General features: G+C 62.3%; 15 protein-coding genes. 7 read left to right on the forward strand and 8 right to left on the reverse strand.

The features are described from left to right. Positions 1-3: 3 nt before the first annotated feature. The 4 genes from ACYQ14_RS03765 to ACYQ14_RS03780 all read left to right on the forward strand — a co-directional run bounded on the left by ACYQ14_RS03765 (position 4) and on the right by ACYQ14_RS03780 (position 2,730). Positions 4-933 (forward strand): sulfide-dependent adenosine diphosphate thiazole synthase, encoded by a 930-nt coding sequence (locus tag ACYQ14_RS03765; protein ID WP_459884949.1) that lies wholly within the window; start codon positions 4-6, stop codon positions 931-933. A gap of 7 nt (positions 934-940) precedes the next feature. Then, complete coding sequence (locus ACYQ14_RS03770; RefSeq protein ID WP_459884951.1) at positions 941-1,711, forward strand: DUF7001 family protein; 771 nt, start codon at positions 941-943, stop codon at positions 1,709-1,711. A gap of 109 nt (positions 1,712-1,820) precedes the next feature. After that, positions 1,821-2,222: an acyl-CoA thioesterase gene (locus ACYQ14_RS03775; protein WP_459884953.1), complete on the forward strand. Its 402-nt coding sequence runs from the start codon at positions 1,821-1,823 to the stop codon at positions 2,220-2,222. Positions 2,223-2,337: 115 nt separating this feature from the next. Further along, the gene (locus tag ACYQ14_RS03780) at positions 2,338-2,730 is read left to right on the forward strand and encodes a hypothetical protein (protein WP_459884956.1); all 393 of its coding nucleotides are present in this window, start codon (positions 2,338-2,340) and stop codon (positions 2,728-2,730) included. 71 nt (positions 2,731-2,801) lie between these two features. Here the strand turns inward: ACYQ14_RS03780 and ACYQ14_RS03785 are convergent, their stop codons facing one another. The 5 genes from ACYQ14_RS03785 to ACYQ14_RS03805 form a co-directional block, all read right to left on the reverse strand. After that, positions 2,802-3,476, reverse strand: a complete 675-nt coding sequence (locus ACYQ14_RS03785) for a class I SAM-dependent methyltransferase (protein WP_459884958.1) — start codon at positions 3,474-3,476, stop codon at positions 2,802-2,804. Between the two features lie 30 nt (positions 3,477-3,506). Next, entirely contained in the window at positions 3,507-4,406 is a 900-nt protein-coding gene (locus tag ACYQ14_RS03790) for a thiamine-phosphate synthase family protein (protein WP_459884960.1), read from the reverse strand. Between the two features lie 118 nt (positions 4,407-4,524). Next, the gene (locus ACYQ14_RS03795) at positions 4,525-5,586 is read right to left on the reverse strand and encodes a PAS domain-containing sensor histidine kinase (RefSeq protein ID WP_459884962.1); all 1,062 of its coding nucleotides are present in this window, start codon (positions 5,584-5,586) and stop codon (positions 4,525-4,527) included. Positions 5,587-5,662: 76 nt separating this feature from the next. After that, complete coding sequence (dcd, locus tag ACYQ14_RS03800; RefSeq protein ID WP_459884964.1) at positions 5,663-6,265, reverse strand: dCTP deaminase; 603 nt, start codon at positions 6,263-6,265, stop codon at positions 5,663-5,665. A 94-nt stretch (positions 6,266-6,359) separates the two neighbouring features. Beyond that, positions 6,360-6,986 (reverse strand): DsbA family protein, encoded by a 627-nt coding sequence (locus tag ACYQ14_RS03805; protein WP_459884966.1) that lies wholly within the window; start codon positions 6,984-6,986, stop codon positions 6,360-6,362. A gap of 145 nt (positions 6,987-7,131) precedes the next feature. On the opposite strand from ACYQ14_RS03805, the gene pth2 reads away from it, so the two are divergent. The 3 genes from pth2 to ACYQ14_RS03820 all read left to right on the forward strand — a co-directional run bounded on the left by pth2 (position 7,132) and on the right by ACYQ14_RS03820 (position 9,925). Next, complete coding sequence (pth2, locus tag ACYQ14_RS03810; protein ID WP_459884968.1) at positions 7,132-7,470, forward strand: peptidyl-tRNA hydrolase Pth2; 339 nt, start codon at positions 7,132-7,134, stop codon at positions 7,468-7,470. Positions 7,471-7,607: 137 nt separating this feature from the next. Beyond that, positions 7,608-7,979 carry an FxLYD domain-containing protein gene (locus ACYQ14_RS03815; RefSeq protein ID WP_283834117.1) on the forward strand — a complete coding sequence of 124 codons (372 nt, stop codon included), beginning with the start codon at positions 7,608-7,610 and terminating at the stop codon, positions 7,977-7,979. A 242-nt stretch (positions 7,980-8,221) separates the two neighbouring features. Then, the gene (locus ACYQ14_RS03820; protein WP_459884970.1) at positions 8,222-9,925 is read left to right on the forward strand and encodes a flippase; all 1,704 of its coding nucleotides are present in this window, start codon (positions 8,222-8,224) and stop codon (positions 9,923-9,925) included. A gap of 49 nt (positions 9,926-9,974) precedes the next feature. On the opposite strand, the gene ACYQ14_RS03825 is transcribed toward ACYQ14_RS03820, so the two are convergent. Genes ACYQ14_RS03825 through ACYQ14_RS03835 form a run of 3 tightly spaced genes read right to left on the reverse strand, consistent with a single transcriptional unit; the run spans position 9,975 to position 14,494 of the window. After that, positions 9,975-10,679 (reverse strand): maleate cis-trans isomerase family protein, encoded by a 705-nt coding sequence (locus tag ACYQ14_RS03825; RefSeq protein ID WP_459884972.1) that lies wholly within the window; start codon positions 10,677-10,679, stop codon positions 9,975-9,977. Beyond that, positions 10,672-12,378, reverse strand: coding sequence for a hydantoinase B/oxoprolinase family protein (locus ACYQ14_RS03830; protein WP_459884974.1), 1,707 nt, complete (start codon positions 12,376-12,378; stop codon positions 10,672-10,674). The genes ACYQ14_RS03825 and ACYQ14_RS03830 overlap by 8 nt, the downstream gene beginning before the upstream one ends. A 31-nt stretch (positions 12,379-12,409) precedes the next feature. Beyond that, complete coding sequence (locus ACYQ14_RS03835; RefSeq protein ID WP_459884976.1) at positions 12,410-14,494, reverse strand: hydantoinase/oxoprolinase family protein; 2,085 nt, start codon at positions 14,492-14,494, stop codon at positions 12,410-12,412. Positions 14,495-14,519: the final 25 nt, after the last annotated feature.

Genomic DNA, 14,519 nt, shown 5'->3' on the forward strand with positions numbered 1-14,519 from the left:
TGTATGAGCGAGTTCGAAAAATTCAGCGACGTCGGTGAAGCGGACGTAACGCGAGCGATCGGACAGGAATGGACCGAAGAGTTCATGGACTTCTCGGATTCGGACGTCATCATCGTCGGTGGCGGCCCATCGGGCCTGACAGCCGCAAAGGAGCTCTCGGAGCGCGGCGTGAAGGTCATGGTCGTCGAGAAGAACAACTACCTCGGCGGCGGCTTCTGGCTCGGCGGCTTCCTGATGAACAAGGTCACGGTTCGGAGCCCGGCCCAGAAGGTTCTCGACGAACTCGATGTCTCCTACAAGGAATCCCAGGACAGCGAGGATCTCTACGTCGCGAACGGACCGGAGGCCTGTTCCGGTCTGATCAAGGCCGCCTGCGACGCTGGTGCGAAGATGCAAAACATGACCGAATTCACGGACATCGTGATCCGCGAGAACCACCGCGTCGGCGGTATCGTCATGAACTGGACGCCCGTCCACGCCCTGCCTCGAGAAATCACCTGCGTCGACCCGATTGCCGTCGAAGCGGACCTCGTCATCGACGCGACGGGTCACGACGCGATGGCGGTCACCAAACTCGACGAGCGGGGCGTTCTCGACGCGCCGGGCATTCAGGACGCCCGTGACCGAGGGCAGGTCATGGACCAGACCGACAGCGAAACCTACGGCGCACCCGGCCACGACTCGCCTGGTCACGACTCGATGTGGGTCGGCGAGAGCGAGGACGCCGTCGTCGAACACACCGGCCTCGTCCACGAAGGCCTGATCGCGACCGGAATGGCGACCGCAACGACGTTCGGACTACCGCGTATGGGCCCGACGTTCGGTGCCATGCTCGTCTCCGGCAAACGCGCGGCCCAGGTCGCCCTCGATGAGCTCGAGGTCGACGCCGAACCGGTCGAACTGAGCTCCCGAGCGGCGCCCGCTGACGACTGAACCCGCGATGGATCGAGTCGTCCTGTATCGAGCGCCGACGACCGAAGCGCAGGTCGAGGAGATTGCAGGCTGGCTCGAGGAGCGCTTCGAATCCTCGGTCGGAGCGGATGTCGTCGTGCGGGATCGGTTTCTCGACGTTCATCGAACCGACGAGTTGGCCGAGCGGTTCGCGAAAGCTCGAGTGCACTCGCCGTATGATCGCGAAACGGGGAACACGATGCTCGGCACGATCCGCTACGAAGAGCGAGCACTCGAATCACCTGATCGCGCAGGGGGTGTACTATACGACGGACTGCAGGTCCAGCGAGCGCTCAACGACGCGCTTGCACCCGAAGAGCGGAGTCTTGAGACGCTTCACGTCGCGATCCTCGACCGGGCGATCGGAACCTGGGGTGATCACGACGGCCGATGGCACAAGCGAGTGAACGTGCCCGGCCAACCCGGAATCGTCTCCGTGCCGGGGCTGTACGAGGCCCCGGCAAAGCCCGAGAGTTATTACAAGGAACAACAGCGCCACGCGATGCTCTCGGGAGATACACCGCCGCGAGAGGTCCTCGAAAACCGCGTCGAGGGTGACTTTTTGATCGAAAACGACCCGCGCACGACGGACGCGCTATGTGGATACGTTCTCCAGACGGTTCATTACCTCCTGACGGGAGAACCCTTCTGTGAGGAGGAGAGCTGTCGGTTGTTCAACGCCCACTACCACGAGGACCTGATCGAGGCGCAACTTCGAGAACCCGAATTCTGTAAAGCCCACGCGTCCACCTACGACTGATACCGGTCTCCTCCTCGCTTTCTCGCGGACGGCCGGAACCGCTTTACTTCCTCACGCGCCACCGAATTCGGTGCACATTTTTACGTCGATGCCGACCTACCAACTATAAATGAGTGATGAATTTACGCTGTCGATTCCCGTTCGGTTTCGCGATATCGACCGACTGAATCATGTCAATAACGCGGTGTATTCGACGTACCTCGAGGAGGCCAGGTTCGCCTATCTCGAGTCGGTACTCGGTGTCGACATCACCGAGTTCGAACTCGTCATCGTCAACCTCGAACTCTCCTTTGCACGCCCGATCTCGCTCGACGACGAACTCGAGGTCGCGGTTTCGATAACCGAACTCGGCGAAACGAGTTGGACGATGACCTACGAGTTCCGGGTCGACGGAGACGTCGTGGCGACCGGCGAGACGACGAACGTCCACTTCGATCCGGAAAGCGACCGACCCGAACCCCTTCCCGACGAGATCCGGGAACCGATACTCGAGCACGAGTCGCTCGAGTGAGAGGCTCCGCGCCGATTTCGACGATTTGAGTGTCCGAACGGCAGTCGAGCTACAGTGAGTGATCGATCAATTGAACGCAACTATTATGTGTGTCATTCTCTTACAATAGAGTATTATGCCCACATCCATCTGTCAGGATGAAAATGAGAGGGTCGAGCACAGGGATCGCGTTTTCACCGCGCTCTCGGCCGAGCCGCGAAGACAGGTCCTGATTTCGCTCCTGAATGCCAGTCCGGAGGAGTTCGTCGAACTTCCCGGAGCCGCAACCTCTCCGGCTCTGGACTGTGAGTTACGGGAGCTTCGATCCCGACTGATTCACCGTCACTTGCCGGTGTTAGAGGACTACGAATTCGTCCGCTGGGAAATGGATCCGTTTCTGGTCCGACGAGGCCCGAAATTCGAACAGGTCGGTGACGTCATAGCGGTCCTACTCGACCTGCCCGAAACGGTTTCGGTTCAGCTCGTCACCGGGTACGGGCAACTCGACCGCGATCTCAGGACGGAGTGAACGATTGCAAGACCGCTGGTATATCCCGGCTCTCGAGTTGATCGGCTCAGCAAAACGGTCGTAGCCGGAACCTATTCGAACCGACCACCGGTCAAGCGCACGACGCCGAAGGCGTGGGTTTCGTGGGCGACTGCGACGGCGTTCTCTCGAAGTTCGTCGTGGGCTTTTCCGATGCGTTCGTCCAGCCGCTCGGTCGGCGGCTTCTCGTAGCGAAGCTTCGTCGTCGGCGGCGTCGAAAGAACCGTGATAGCGTGAAAAACGGCGTTTACCGGCGGCCCGTACCACCGTCTGCTTCGGGCGGCATTGACGAGTACGAGGTGGCCGCCGCTTCCGACGAGTTCGCACCAATCGTCGACCGCGCCGTCGGGATCCGAGAGCATGCCGACGACGAACGTCGCGATCACCGCATCAACGGGGCCGGAAATCGGCGGCATCGTCGCATCTCCGCGAACGACGTGTACGTTTTCATACGGTGCGGTCAGGTCGCGCGCTCGTCGGAGCACTGGCTCGGTAAAGTCGATGCCGACCACAGCCCCCTCCGGACCGACCGCTTCCCGAAGAAAGGGAAGGTTTGCACCCGTCCCACACCCCATCTCAACGACCGTGTCGCCTGGCTCGAGTCGACAGGCGCTGGTCGCTCGTCGCCGAAGCGTCGCGATTCCGGGCGTTTTGCGAGCAAGCAGGTCGTACAACTGCGCCCACCTCCCGTAGAATGCTTGGGCGTCCCCCGATCCTGTTTTGGTCATCCTCGTCTCCCTCAACGTCAGCCGCCATCCTTAAATTAACGAGCGAACCGTATCAGCGACTGATTCTGGGTCCGGTCCGAGTACGTACGTGATCGGTTCGATCCCCATCCCGCCGGTCTGATAGAGTACCGTCGCATCCGGATTCGCGTCGATCGCTCCACCGATGCTCGAGGCGATGTCGGCCGATTCGTCGAACTCGGCGGTCGCATGTCCTTTCGATGCAAGGGTTTCGACGATGTCCCGGTCGTACTTGATGTTGGCCGCAGCCGAGACGTCGGCTCCGTGTCGACGCGCCGCGAGCAACACCGTTGCGACGTGCTCGGAAACCCCGAACTCCGGGCCGCCGGGGACCGTCGCTTTTCCCTTCACATCGAACACGCGACCGGGAACGCCCGCGACATCGTCCACTCCATCGGCGTCGGGTGTGCACGCCACCAGATTCGAACCGACTGCGGGAATCAATCCCGAAAAACCGCTCGTGTTCTCGAGGATGCGAAGCCCTCGCCGGAGCGAGGAGAGAACGCGTTCGCTCGCCCGAAGATCACTTTCCGGATCGTGGACGCGGAAACTGGATTCGCACTCGGCGAGCTCCGGAACCTCCTCTTCGTGAACCCGTGCGAGGACGTCCCCGCCACGTTCGAGTTCGCGAACCAGAATCTCGAGTTCGATGAGCGCCTGCACTGGGGTCGTATCGCCCGTTGCGAGCCCCTCTCCGAGTTCGGCGACGAGGCTCTCGACTCGCTCGTCAGTTGCGACCAACTGGTTTACGGTTACGTCTCCGTGAGCGTACTTCGAAACGGCACTCTGGCTGATTCCGAGCACGGTTGCAACTTCACTCTGCGTAAGCCCCCGTTCGCGTAGTTCACCGGCTAACATTGATCGAACTGTCGGCAAGAATTCTTCGACGACGATCTCTTCGACGAATTTCATCTGTTGACCCGGTCTAGGGGGTGACGTGGGATAACTGTGGCTCACTGCTGTGGGATTCGTGTACTCTCGACGGGGGCACAACGCCTCGAATCGAAAGGAAATCCATCCGGCTCAAGATTCATTCCGGACGTTCCTGTCTCCGAGAATTCGATTGTGCGCCTTCAGTGTGATCCATATCGTGAATTTCGATGCGTGTCCCATCTGCTCGTCCGTCGGTGATCGAAAACGACCAGCCGTGAGCGATGGCGATCGCCCTAATTATTTCGAGCCCGAACCCGGTTTTTGCATCATGCGAGACGTCGCGTTTTTGCAATTGGGTACGTTTGGCCGGTCGAATCCCAGGGCCATCGTCTTCGACGTATATCCCGTCCTCGGTCGTTCCGACCCAGATAGTAACCGACGAACCGCCGTGCTCGACGGCGTTGCAAAAGAGGTTCTCGAAGACCTGTGCAAGGAGGGTTTCGTCGGCAACGAACGAGCGAGAGGATTCGATCTCGAGCGAAGCGTCGGCGGTCGGCGTCTGCGCCCACGCGTTCGTTGCGACATCCGCCAGCGCGACCTGTGTGAGGGAACTGACGCGCTGTGTCCGCGCGAATTCGAGTATCGAATCGACCATCTCGATCATTCGGTCGGTACTTTCTTGAATCGCTTCAATCGCGCCGGGGTTCGTTCCGGGTGTCCGCAACTGTTCGGTATAGCCGTCGACGATATTGAGCGGGTTACGAAGGTCGTGAGAGAGCGCGTTCACGATCGTTTCGAGCTGCTCGATCTGTCGATCCCGCTGGAGTTCGGCTTGTTTACGGGTCGTGATATCGATGTGCGTGACGATGCCGTATCGGTCGTCGTCGTACGTGACCGTGGTCGCGTCGAGAAGAAACCAGCACTGATCGTCCGGTGGATGACATGGATACTCGAGTCGGAAGCGCTCGCGATCGGCAGACAACAACTCTTCGAGGCCGTTTGCGACTGCAGTCGCGGTCGGGTGGTCGGCCTGCCGACAAACCGTCAAATAGTTTTCGCCGACCCAGTGGACGTCGTGGGCCGAACCGTTCGCATCCCCGAACGCCATCCACGAGTCGTTCGCGAAGACGATCTCGCCCGTCGCATCCAACAGCGCAATCTCGAACGGGAGGGCATTGAAGCTAACCTGGAGCAGATCGGTGTCGACTACGGGACTCACTCTTGTTCTCTAGAAACACTAGTCAGGAAAAATAGCTGTCGGCCATCACAGCGAGTTCGGGTAGCGATAGCTATCGTCAATCCGTTCGCTCGAGTTGATCGCCGCCGAACTCGTCGTCGCTCTGGATTCGAGAGGCCTGCGGACCGTCCTGGTCCTGATACTTCGATCCGCGGTCGCTTCCGTATGGCCGATCGGCGGGCGTTTTGAGTTCCGTAAACGTCAGTTGCGAGATCCGCATTCCCGGCGTCAGCGCGACGGGTGCGGAGCCGAGGTTCGATAGCTCGAGGGTGATCTGTCCGCGATACCCCGGATCGCAGAGGCCTGCTGTGGCATGAACTACCACCGCGAGGCGACCCAACGAGGAGCGCCCCTCGACGTGGGCGATGAGATCCGCGGGGATTTCGACGCGTTCGTGAGTCGTTCCGAGGACGAAATCACCCGGATGGAGGATGAAGTCGTCGTCGTCATCAACGACCGTCTCGGTCACGTACTCGTCGACTTCTCCCTCGGAGGTGGGGTGGATGCAGGGGATGTTCGTCCGCTGGAACTCGAGGAACTCTCGCCCGAGTCGCATATCGACGCTCGCCGGCTGGATCTGAAGTTCGTAGTCGTCGATCGGGTCGATAACGAGGTCGCCCTCCTCGAGGCGCTCGAGGATGTCCGCGTCGGAAAGGATCATGTGCGAGCACTCGAGTGGAGGGGATTAAAAGTCACTGAAAGGCGGCCTCGAGAGCGCCGCGGGTGTGGCGAACAGACGGCAGTATACTATCGGGCTACAGCGCGTCCTCGATATCCGATTCGACGTCGTCGTAGGATAACGGCTCGTCGACCGTTTGGTCGTCGACGACGACCGTCGGAGTGGCCTGAACGCCAGCATCTTCGGCCCGCTCTTTCTCCGCTTCTAACTCGTCTCTGAAACGTCCGTCCTCGACGGCTTCGACTACCTGTTCCCCGTCGATACCGACATCATCTGCGACCGCTCTGACGTCGTCCAGCGAGTACTCGCCAAAGTGCGTGTAAATGTTCTCCGTAAACTCCCAGAATACGTCGTCGCCCCCCTGTTCTTGAACGGAGCGGGCCGCGCTAGCGATTTCCCACGACCACTCGTCGTCCGCCGGTATCGGAAAGTCGCGTTGTTCGTACCGGATCTGTCCGGAATCGATGTACGCCGCTTTGATATCGGGATAGACGTTCGTCTTGTAACTCGCACACCCTCCGCATCCATAGTCCTCGAACGCCATGACCGTAACATCCGCGTCCGGATCGCCCGCAACCGCAATCGGGAGCTCCGAGTCACCCTCGAGTGCTATTTCGTCCGCGCTCGAGCCGAAACAGCCGGCGACGGCGACGGCGGTACTCGTAAGCGCCGTTGCAGTGAACGTACGGCGTGAGATATCCATGTCTCCGCTAGCGACTACGCCGTGAAATATGTAGTGACAGCGGCATTCTGAATCTGTTTCTCGTCACCATATCTTAATCAGGAATTCGGTTCACGACTCAAGACTAACCGCCGTTCCTATATCGCTCGCTCTCGAGACGTACGATATGAAACAGGCCATCGTCGCGCGGACCGACATCGGGATGGGACAGGGAAAACTCGCTGCGCAGGTCGCACACGCCTCGCTGTCGGCCTACGAGAAAGCCGACAAACGAACCCGTCGAGAGTGGAAAAACAGCGGGCAGAAGAAGATCGTTCTCAAGGGAAGCAGCGAACGCGAACTCCACGAACTCTCCGAGATTGCCGAACACAAAGGGATCGCAGAAGCGCTCGTCCGCGACGCGGGACACACCCAACTCGAGCCGGGGACCGTGACCGCACTAGCCGTCGGTCCAGCAGAAGCGGATCTCGTCGATCGCGTAACGGGCGAATTGCCACTGTTTTGAACGGTGGATAGCGAAACGGCTCCGGCTCTCGAGGTCCTCAAATGCACGCGGTCTCCCCGCCAGTCCGGTTTTCCTCCCAAGAAATATCGAGCACACATCCAGAACGCTGAAGGAACCACCGAACGAAACTCCGCAGGATGAAACGTCGCGCGTTTCTCGTCCTTGCGGTCTGTCTCCCTGGCTGTGTCGGCAACGGCGAGGAGATACAGGAACCCGAGGACATCGAAATTATCTGGGATAGCCTGATCCGGGACAATCCCGGAACCGAGGAGGAACGCGTCTACGTCTGGGGAGTCGCCAGAAACGTCGGGGACCGAACGCTGAACTACGTCGAGATTCGGGCGACGTTTTTCGACAACGACGGAGAGGAATTAGAGAGCGTCATCGAAAACGTTCAGGAAGACGTCAGCGCCGACGAGGAGTGGGGATTCGAAATCGAATTCCCCGATTTCGGCGAACGCGCCGCGGAGGTCGAGGAGTACGAACTCGAGCCAGCCACCGGCGTCTGAGAGAGAACGGATCGAGCACATGGACCAAACCCGACAGCAAGACCCCATCACAACAGTCTCGAGTGGAGCAGCCATCTCGAATGGGCTGTCTCCACCGAGCGGTCTGTCGCCCTCAAGCGGCCCGTTGCCCTCGAGTGGCTATTCGACCGTCCGGATCGGATTGTGCGTCTGGGCCCTCTCTTATGGCGACTCCCGCCGCTCGGAGCAGTTTCAAGAATCGCTCTTCGAGGTGAGGTGCTGAGATGGGCGACGGAAGCGGAAACGGAGATGGTTCCGAGGTCGACGCGACCGATCTCGAGGCTGACGGTTCGGAAAGCGGTCGCTCCTCGAGCCACGATCAGGAACGGGAACTCGAGGAACGGACCGACAAAGGGAGTTCGTTCGCAGTCGCCGGCGAGAGCGGCGATCCGGGCGGGGTAGATGGGGCGACCGATCACGATACGGGCGTATCGACGCTCGCGAAGCAGGGGAGCATCACCTTTATCGGGAACGTCGTCAACGGCGCGATGGGGTTTGCGATCGTCATGTTGATGACGCGGTTCGTGAGCCCTTCGGTGTACGGCCTGTTCGTGCTCGCCACGTCCGTCATCCTGTTCATGCAGGTGTTCGCGAATCTCGGACTCCCGCTGGCGATCGATTACTTCGTCCCCCAGTACTTGGACGAGGGCGAACGGGGGAAGGCCAAGGGCGTCATCGTGCAGGTCACCGCGACGGTGCTCGTGACCTCTTCGATCGTCGCGCTCGTACTCGCGGCGAGTTCCGGCTACGTCGGCGAGTTCTTCCAGGAGCCGTCGATGCAGATCGCACTCTTGCTGTTGAGCGTGACGATCCCGATGCTGGCGATCTACAACGTCTTGCTCACCTCCTACTACAGCATCAAGAAGCTCCAGTACCGAGTGATAATGCGCGACCTCGTTCGACCGCTGGTCCGGTTTACCGTGACCGCGGCGCTCTTGCTCGCTGGATTCGGTCTTCTCGGACTTATCGCTGGGTACGTCATCGGGCTGTTTATCGCCATCACGATCGGTGCGATGGTCTTTACTTACAAAGCCTGGGACCTGCTCTCGACGAAACTCGAGTTCGTCGCGCCGAAACCGCTCGTGACGTACTCGGTTCCGCTGGCGATGACGAGCGTCGTCTTCGTCCTGATGGGCCACGTCGATTACTTCGTTCTCGGCTTTTTCCTCGATTCGGACGACGTGGGGATCTACAGGGTCGGCTACATGCTCGGCTCCGGGTTGATGATCATCTTCAATTCGCTGTCTCCAGTTTTCAAGCCGCTGATCGCCGAAACTCGAGAGGATACGGCGCTGGTCAACGAACGGTTCCAGGTTGCGGCTCGATGGATCGCAGGGCTGACCCTCCCCATCGCGATCACGCTCTCGCTGGGTGCGAGTTCCTACCTCGCGGTGTTGTACACGCCACAGTACAGCGAGGCGAGCGCCGTCGTCGCGCTGTTGGCCCTTGCGTTCCTGTTCAACGTCACCTTCGGCGGTCCCGACGGAACGCTTCTCCAAGGAATGGGCTACTCCCGGGTCGTCTTCGCGAACACGCTCGTCCTCTTCGGCGCGAATTTCCTCGTCTCGCTGGCGCTCGTCCCGCTGTTCGGGATGGAGGGGGCGGCGATCGGTTCGGCGACGGCGCTCTTTCTCGTCGGCGGACTCACCATCGGCGAACTCTACTACCTCGACCGCGTTCACCCGTTCACGCGGGATTTCGGCAAAATCGTTTTCGCCGGTATTCCCGCAACCATCGCCGGGGCACCGGTCGTCTATTTCATCTCCTCGGATACGATAATCGTCGCGCTCCTCCCCATCGTCGTCCTCACGACGTACGTCTTCACGCTCCTCACGACCGACGCGTTCACCGACGACGACGCCCAGATGGCAGCCGAGTTCAGCCCGGCGATCGAAAAGTGGCTTCCCGCGGGTCCGTGGAACCGATGACAACCTCCCTGGTACCGAACTGCGGCTGGAAAAACCGAATTCCGAGAATTTAGCTTCCGTCGAAGAGCATACCAGGCGCGTCGATATCGATCGACGCGACGCGGGCGACATCCCACAGCGTCGCTCCGTTGCTCGTCACGACGGGAATACCCAGATCGTCCTCGAGTCGGTCGACCGCGGCGAGCGATCGGTAGTTCGTACACGACACGAAGAGCCCGTCGAGCGGCGTGGCGTTCGCGAGTGCCGTCGCCTGATCGTACGCGTCCTCGGGCTCGAGCGTCCCGATTTCGGTGTTCGATTCGATTCCGCGACCGTCGATGGCGACGACGTCGAAGCCCCCCTCCTCGAGAAATTCGACTTCGCGCTCGTCCAGCGCGTCGGTGTACGGCGTGACGACGCCGACGCGTTCGATTTCGAGTTCGGAGAGCGCCCGCACGACGGACCGGGCCGTTGCGACGGCGGGAACGCCCGCGGCGTTCTCGAGGCGCTCCTCGAGTTCCACGTCGAAGCCGGGGCCGTGAAGCAGACTACCAGTGGTGCAGGCGTAGGCGACCGCGTCGACATCGGCGTGTTCGAGTAGCCCCGCCCCGCGAACCGCGTCGTCGCTCATCGCGTCGAGTTCCTCGACGGTGACCGACTCGAGGGCCATCCGAGCCGAGTGGATCGCGACGCTATCGGCCGTCGTCCGCTCGAACTCGGGTTCTGCTGTCGTGTTCGACGAGGGGACGATCAGGCCGATTCTCGAGTCACTCATGGTGATCGGTGTCCGGGAGTTCCTTTTCGTCCGCCAGATCGCGGTCGATCGCGGCCTGCTTCCGATCGTCTGGATCGCCGTGACCGCCGCCGCCGGGCGTTCGAACCGTCACCGTCGTTCCGGCGGGAACGTCGACTGTCGTCTTCGCGGCGACCGCCGTATCGTTGGCGTCGGTCGCCCCGCTTTCGTCGCCCGAATCGTCGCCGCTATCCGACTCGAGGCCGTCCGGTTTTTCGATATCGTCCGGCAACTCGAGCAGATTCTGCCCGCACGAACCATCCTCCCCGCCGGCGACCCCGGCGGGCGCATGTCGACGGCGCTCGGTGAGCAGGGAAACCGTTGACTCGGTTTCGATGGTCACGGCGCGCTCGAGGCCGAGCCCGCCGCGGAATTTCCCCTGCCCGCCGCTACCGGGTCGGAAGGCGTAGCGTTCGACCCGCATCGGATACTCGGTCTCCATCGACTCGATCGGCGTGTTGAGCGTGTTGGTCATCCCGACCTGCACGCCGTCCATCCCGTCCGCGCCGGCTCGAGCGCCGAACCCGCCGGCGATCGTCTCGTAGTAGGTAAAGGAGCCGTCTCGAGCGCCGATGGTCAGATTGTTCATGGTCCCCTGTCCCTGCGCGGGGACGCGATCCGGCGCGGCCTTCGCCAGCGCGGTAAAGACCACGTCGGTGACCCGCTGGCTGGTCTCGACGTTTCCGCCGACGACGGCCGCGGGCGCGGTCGGATTGAGCAGGGATCCTTCGGGGGCGTCGACGGAAACAGGTGCATAGCAGCCGTCGTTCGGCGGAATTTCGGGGTCGGTGATACATCGAACGACGAAGTAGACCGCACTCTTGGCGACCGCGATCGGTGCGTTCAGGTTCCCTTCGACCTGTTTTGCTGTTCCGGAAAAATCGACGTCGATCGTCGCGCCGTCGACCGTAACCGTCGTCTCGATTCGGACGTCTTCGTCGGTGATCCCGTCGCCCTCGAGCACGTCGGTCGCCTCGTAGACGCCGTCGGGTAGCTCCTCGACCTCGCTCACGATGCGTTCTCGAGAGTAGTCGATCACGGCGTCGAAGCCGGCCAGCACGGTCTCCCGCCCGTGCTCCTCGATGAGCGAGTCGACGCGCTCCTCGGCGCGCTCGTTCGCCGCGAGCTGTGCGCGAAAGTCGGCCCGTCGCTCGCGGGCGTTGCGGACGTTCGCGAGGATGAGCGACTGCACGTCAGATCGGATCTCGCCGTCCTCGACGAGTCGAATCGGCGGCAGTCGAAGCCCCTCCTGATAGATCTCGCGGGCCCCGGCGGGCATGCTTCCGGGGGTCATCCCGCCCACGTCGGCGTGGTGCGCTCGAGAAACCGCGTAGCCGACGATCTCGTCCTCCGGAGCGATCGGCGAGACCATCGTCACGTCGGGCAGGTGCGTGCCGCCGGTGAACGGGTCGTTGAGAACGAACACGTCGCCTGGTTTCGGATCGTGCTCGCGAACCGCCTCGACGGCTTCGGGCATCGCCCCGAGGTGAACGGGGATGTGTTCGGCCTGGGCGACCATCCGACCCTCGGCGTCGAACAGCGCCGTCGAGCAGTCGCGTCGCTCCTTGATGTTCGGCGAGTAGGCTCCGCGGATCAGGGTCTGGCCCATCTCCTCGGCGGCGCTCTCGAGTTGATTTCGCAGTACCTCCAGGGTGATCGGATCGATTGCTGAGTCGGTCATCGGTGTGGCTGATTGCTGTTGGCTCATCTGGCTATGCTCCATCGTCTGACTGTTCCTGGGTCATGACGAGCGCGCCGTCCTCGAGGATCTCGCCGGTCCACGCGGGCGGAACGACGGTCGTACTCTCGGCCTGTTCGAGGACCGCAGGTCCCTCGACCGGCGTTCCCGGCTCGAGCCGGTCGCGTTCGTAGACGGCGGTTTCGTGCGTGCCGTGGCCGGGAAAGTGGGCGTCCCGAGTGCCGATTCGGGCGTCGCCCTCGCCGTCGTGGCGGACGAGCGGGTCGGGGCCGTCGACGGTCGCGCTCGCGCGCAGATTGACGACCTCGATGGCTTCGTCCATCGCGTAGCCGTAGGCCTGTTCGTGCGCTTCGTGGAACCGCTCTGCGACCGCCGCTGAGTCGAACGTCTCTCCGGCTGAAACGGACAGTTCGAAACTTTGCCCGGCGTACCGGCAGTCGGCGGTTCGTTCGATCCGAGCCGCGTCGGGATCGGAGGCGTCTGCCAACACATCCGAAACGAGTCCGTCGTAGACGTCCTCGAGACGTGACGGATCCGCATCATCGAGACCGACGCCGACCGTCCTCACGGCGTCGTAGCTCTCGTCGGCCGCGAGCAGGCCGAACGCAGAAAGGACGCCGCCGGGACGGGGAACGACCACCCGGTCAACCTCGAGACTCTCCGCGAGCGCCGCGGCATGCATCGGCCCCGCACCGCCGAAGGCGACGAGCGCGAACGCTCGAGGGTCGTGCCCGCGCTCGACGGTGACCGAGCGGATCGTCCGGGTCATCGTCGCGTTCGCGACGCGGTAGACGCCCCGAGCCGCCTCGAGTGCGTCCTCGAGGCCAGCTTCGTCCGCGAGCCGTTCGAGGGAATCGTGGGCGGCTTCGACATCGAGCGTGAACTCGCCGCCGAGTGCAGTTTCCGGGCCGATATACCCCAGTACGACGTTCGCATCCGTTACCGTCGGTTCGGTGCCGCCGCGGCCGTAGCAGGCTGGACCGGGTTGAGCCCCCGAGGAACGGGGACCGACCCGGAGTGCACCGCCCGCGTCGACCCAGGCGATCGAACCGCCGCCAGCGCCGACGGTGTTCACGTCGACCATCGGCGTCCGGATCGGGAGGCCGTCGATTTCGGAGTCGGTCGTCCGTTCGGCTTCGCCGTCCCGGACGAGGCTCACATCGCTCGAGGTGCCGCCCATGTCAAAGGTGACAAGTCCCGAAACGGCGTCGTCGTCCACCGTGGCGGCGGCGCCGACGACGCCCGCTGCGGGCCCCGAAAGCGTGGTTGTGACGGCCTGCTCGCGGACTGTTTCGGGATCGGCGATGCCGCCGTTGGCCTGCATGATCTGCGGCGCAGGGATACCTGCCTCGGTCGCCTCCTCGACCAGCCGGCCGACGTAGCTGTCGATGGCCGGGCGAACATAGGCGTCGACGGCAGTCGTCGACGTTCGCTCGAACTCGCGGAATTCGGCGAGGACCTCGTGTGAGGCCGAGACCGGAACCTCGAGTTCCTCGCGAAGCACGTCGGCGACGACTCGCTCGTTTTCGGGGTCGGCGTAGGCGTGAAGCAGACAGATCGCAACGCTCTCGATGTCGCGCTCTCGCAGGGCCGAAGCGAGTTCGCGAACCTCGTCCTCGTCGACCGCTCGTTCGACGCCCTCGGGCGTCGTTCGCTCCTCGAGTTCGTACCGTCGACGGCGCGGAACGAGCGGGTCGGGCTTTTCGGCCTCGAGATCGTACAGGTCGGGTCGATCCTGTCTGCCGATCTCGAGTACGTCCCGGAACCCTTCGGTCGTGACCAGCGCGGTCTTCGCGCCGCCGCGCTCGAGGAGGGCATTGACCGAGACGGTCATCGCGTGGGCAAACTCGTCGATCTCGCTCGGCTCGATGCCCGCACGTTCGCAAGCCTTCTCGATGCCCTCGAGCACGCCGACGCTCTGGTCGTCCGTGGTGGGTACTTTCGCGGTAACGAGTCGGTCCTCGACCGAGAGCGCCACGTCCGTGAACGTGCCGCCCACGTCGACGCCGACTCGCGTATCGGCCGCGCTCGAGTGGACATCTTGCGTGGCGGATGCTGCCTCGTCGGTCGTTTGATCCGATTCAACTCCGTCTGTCATGTCTGATTCGTTCATGTGAGATCAA

It is taken from the genome of Halostagnicola bangensis (genome assembly GCF_054653435.1).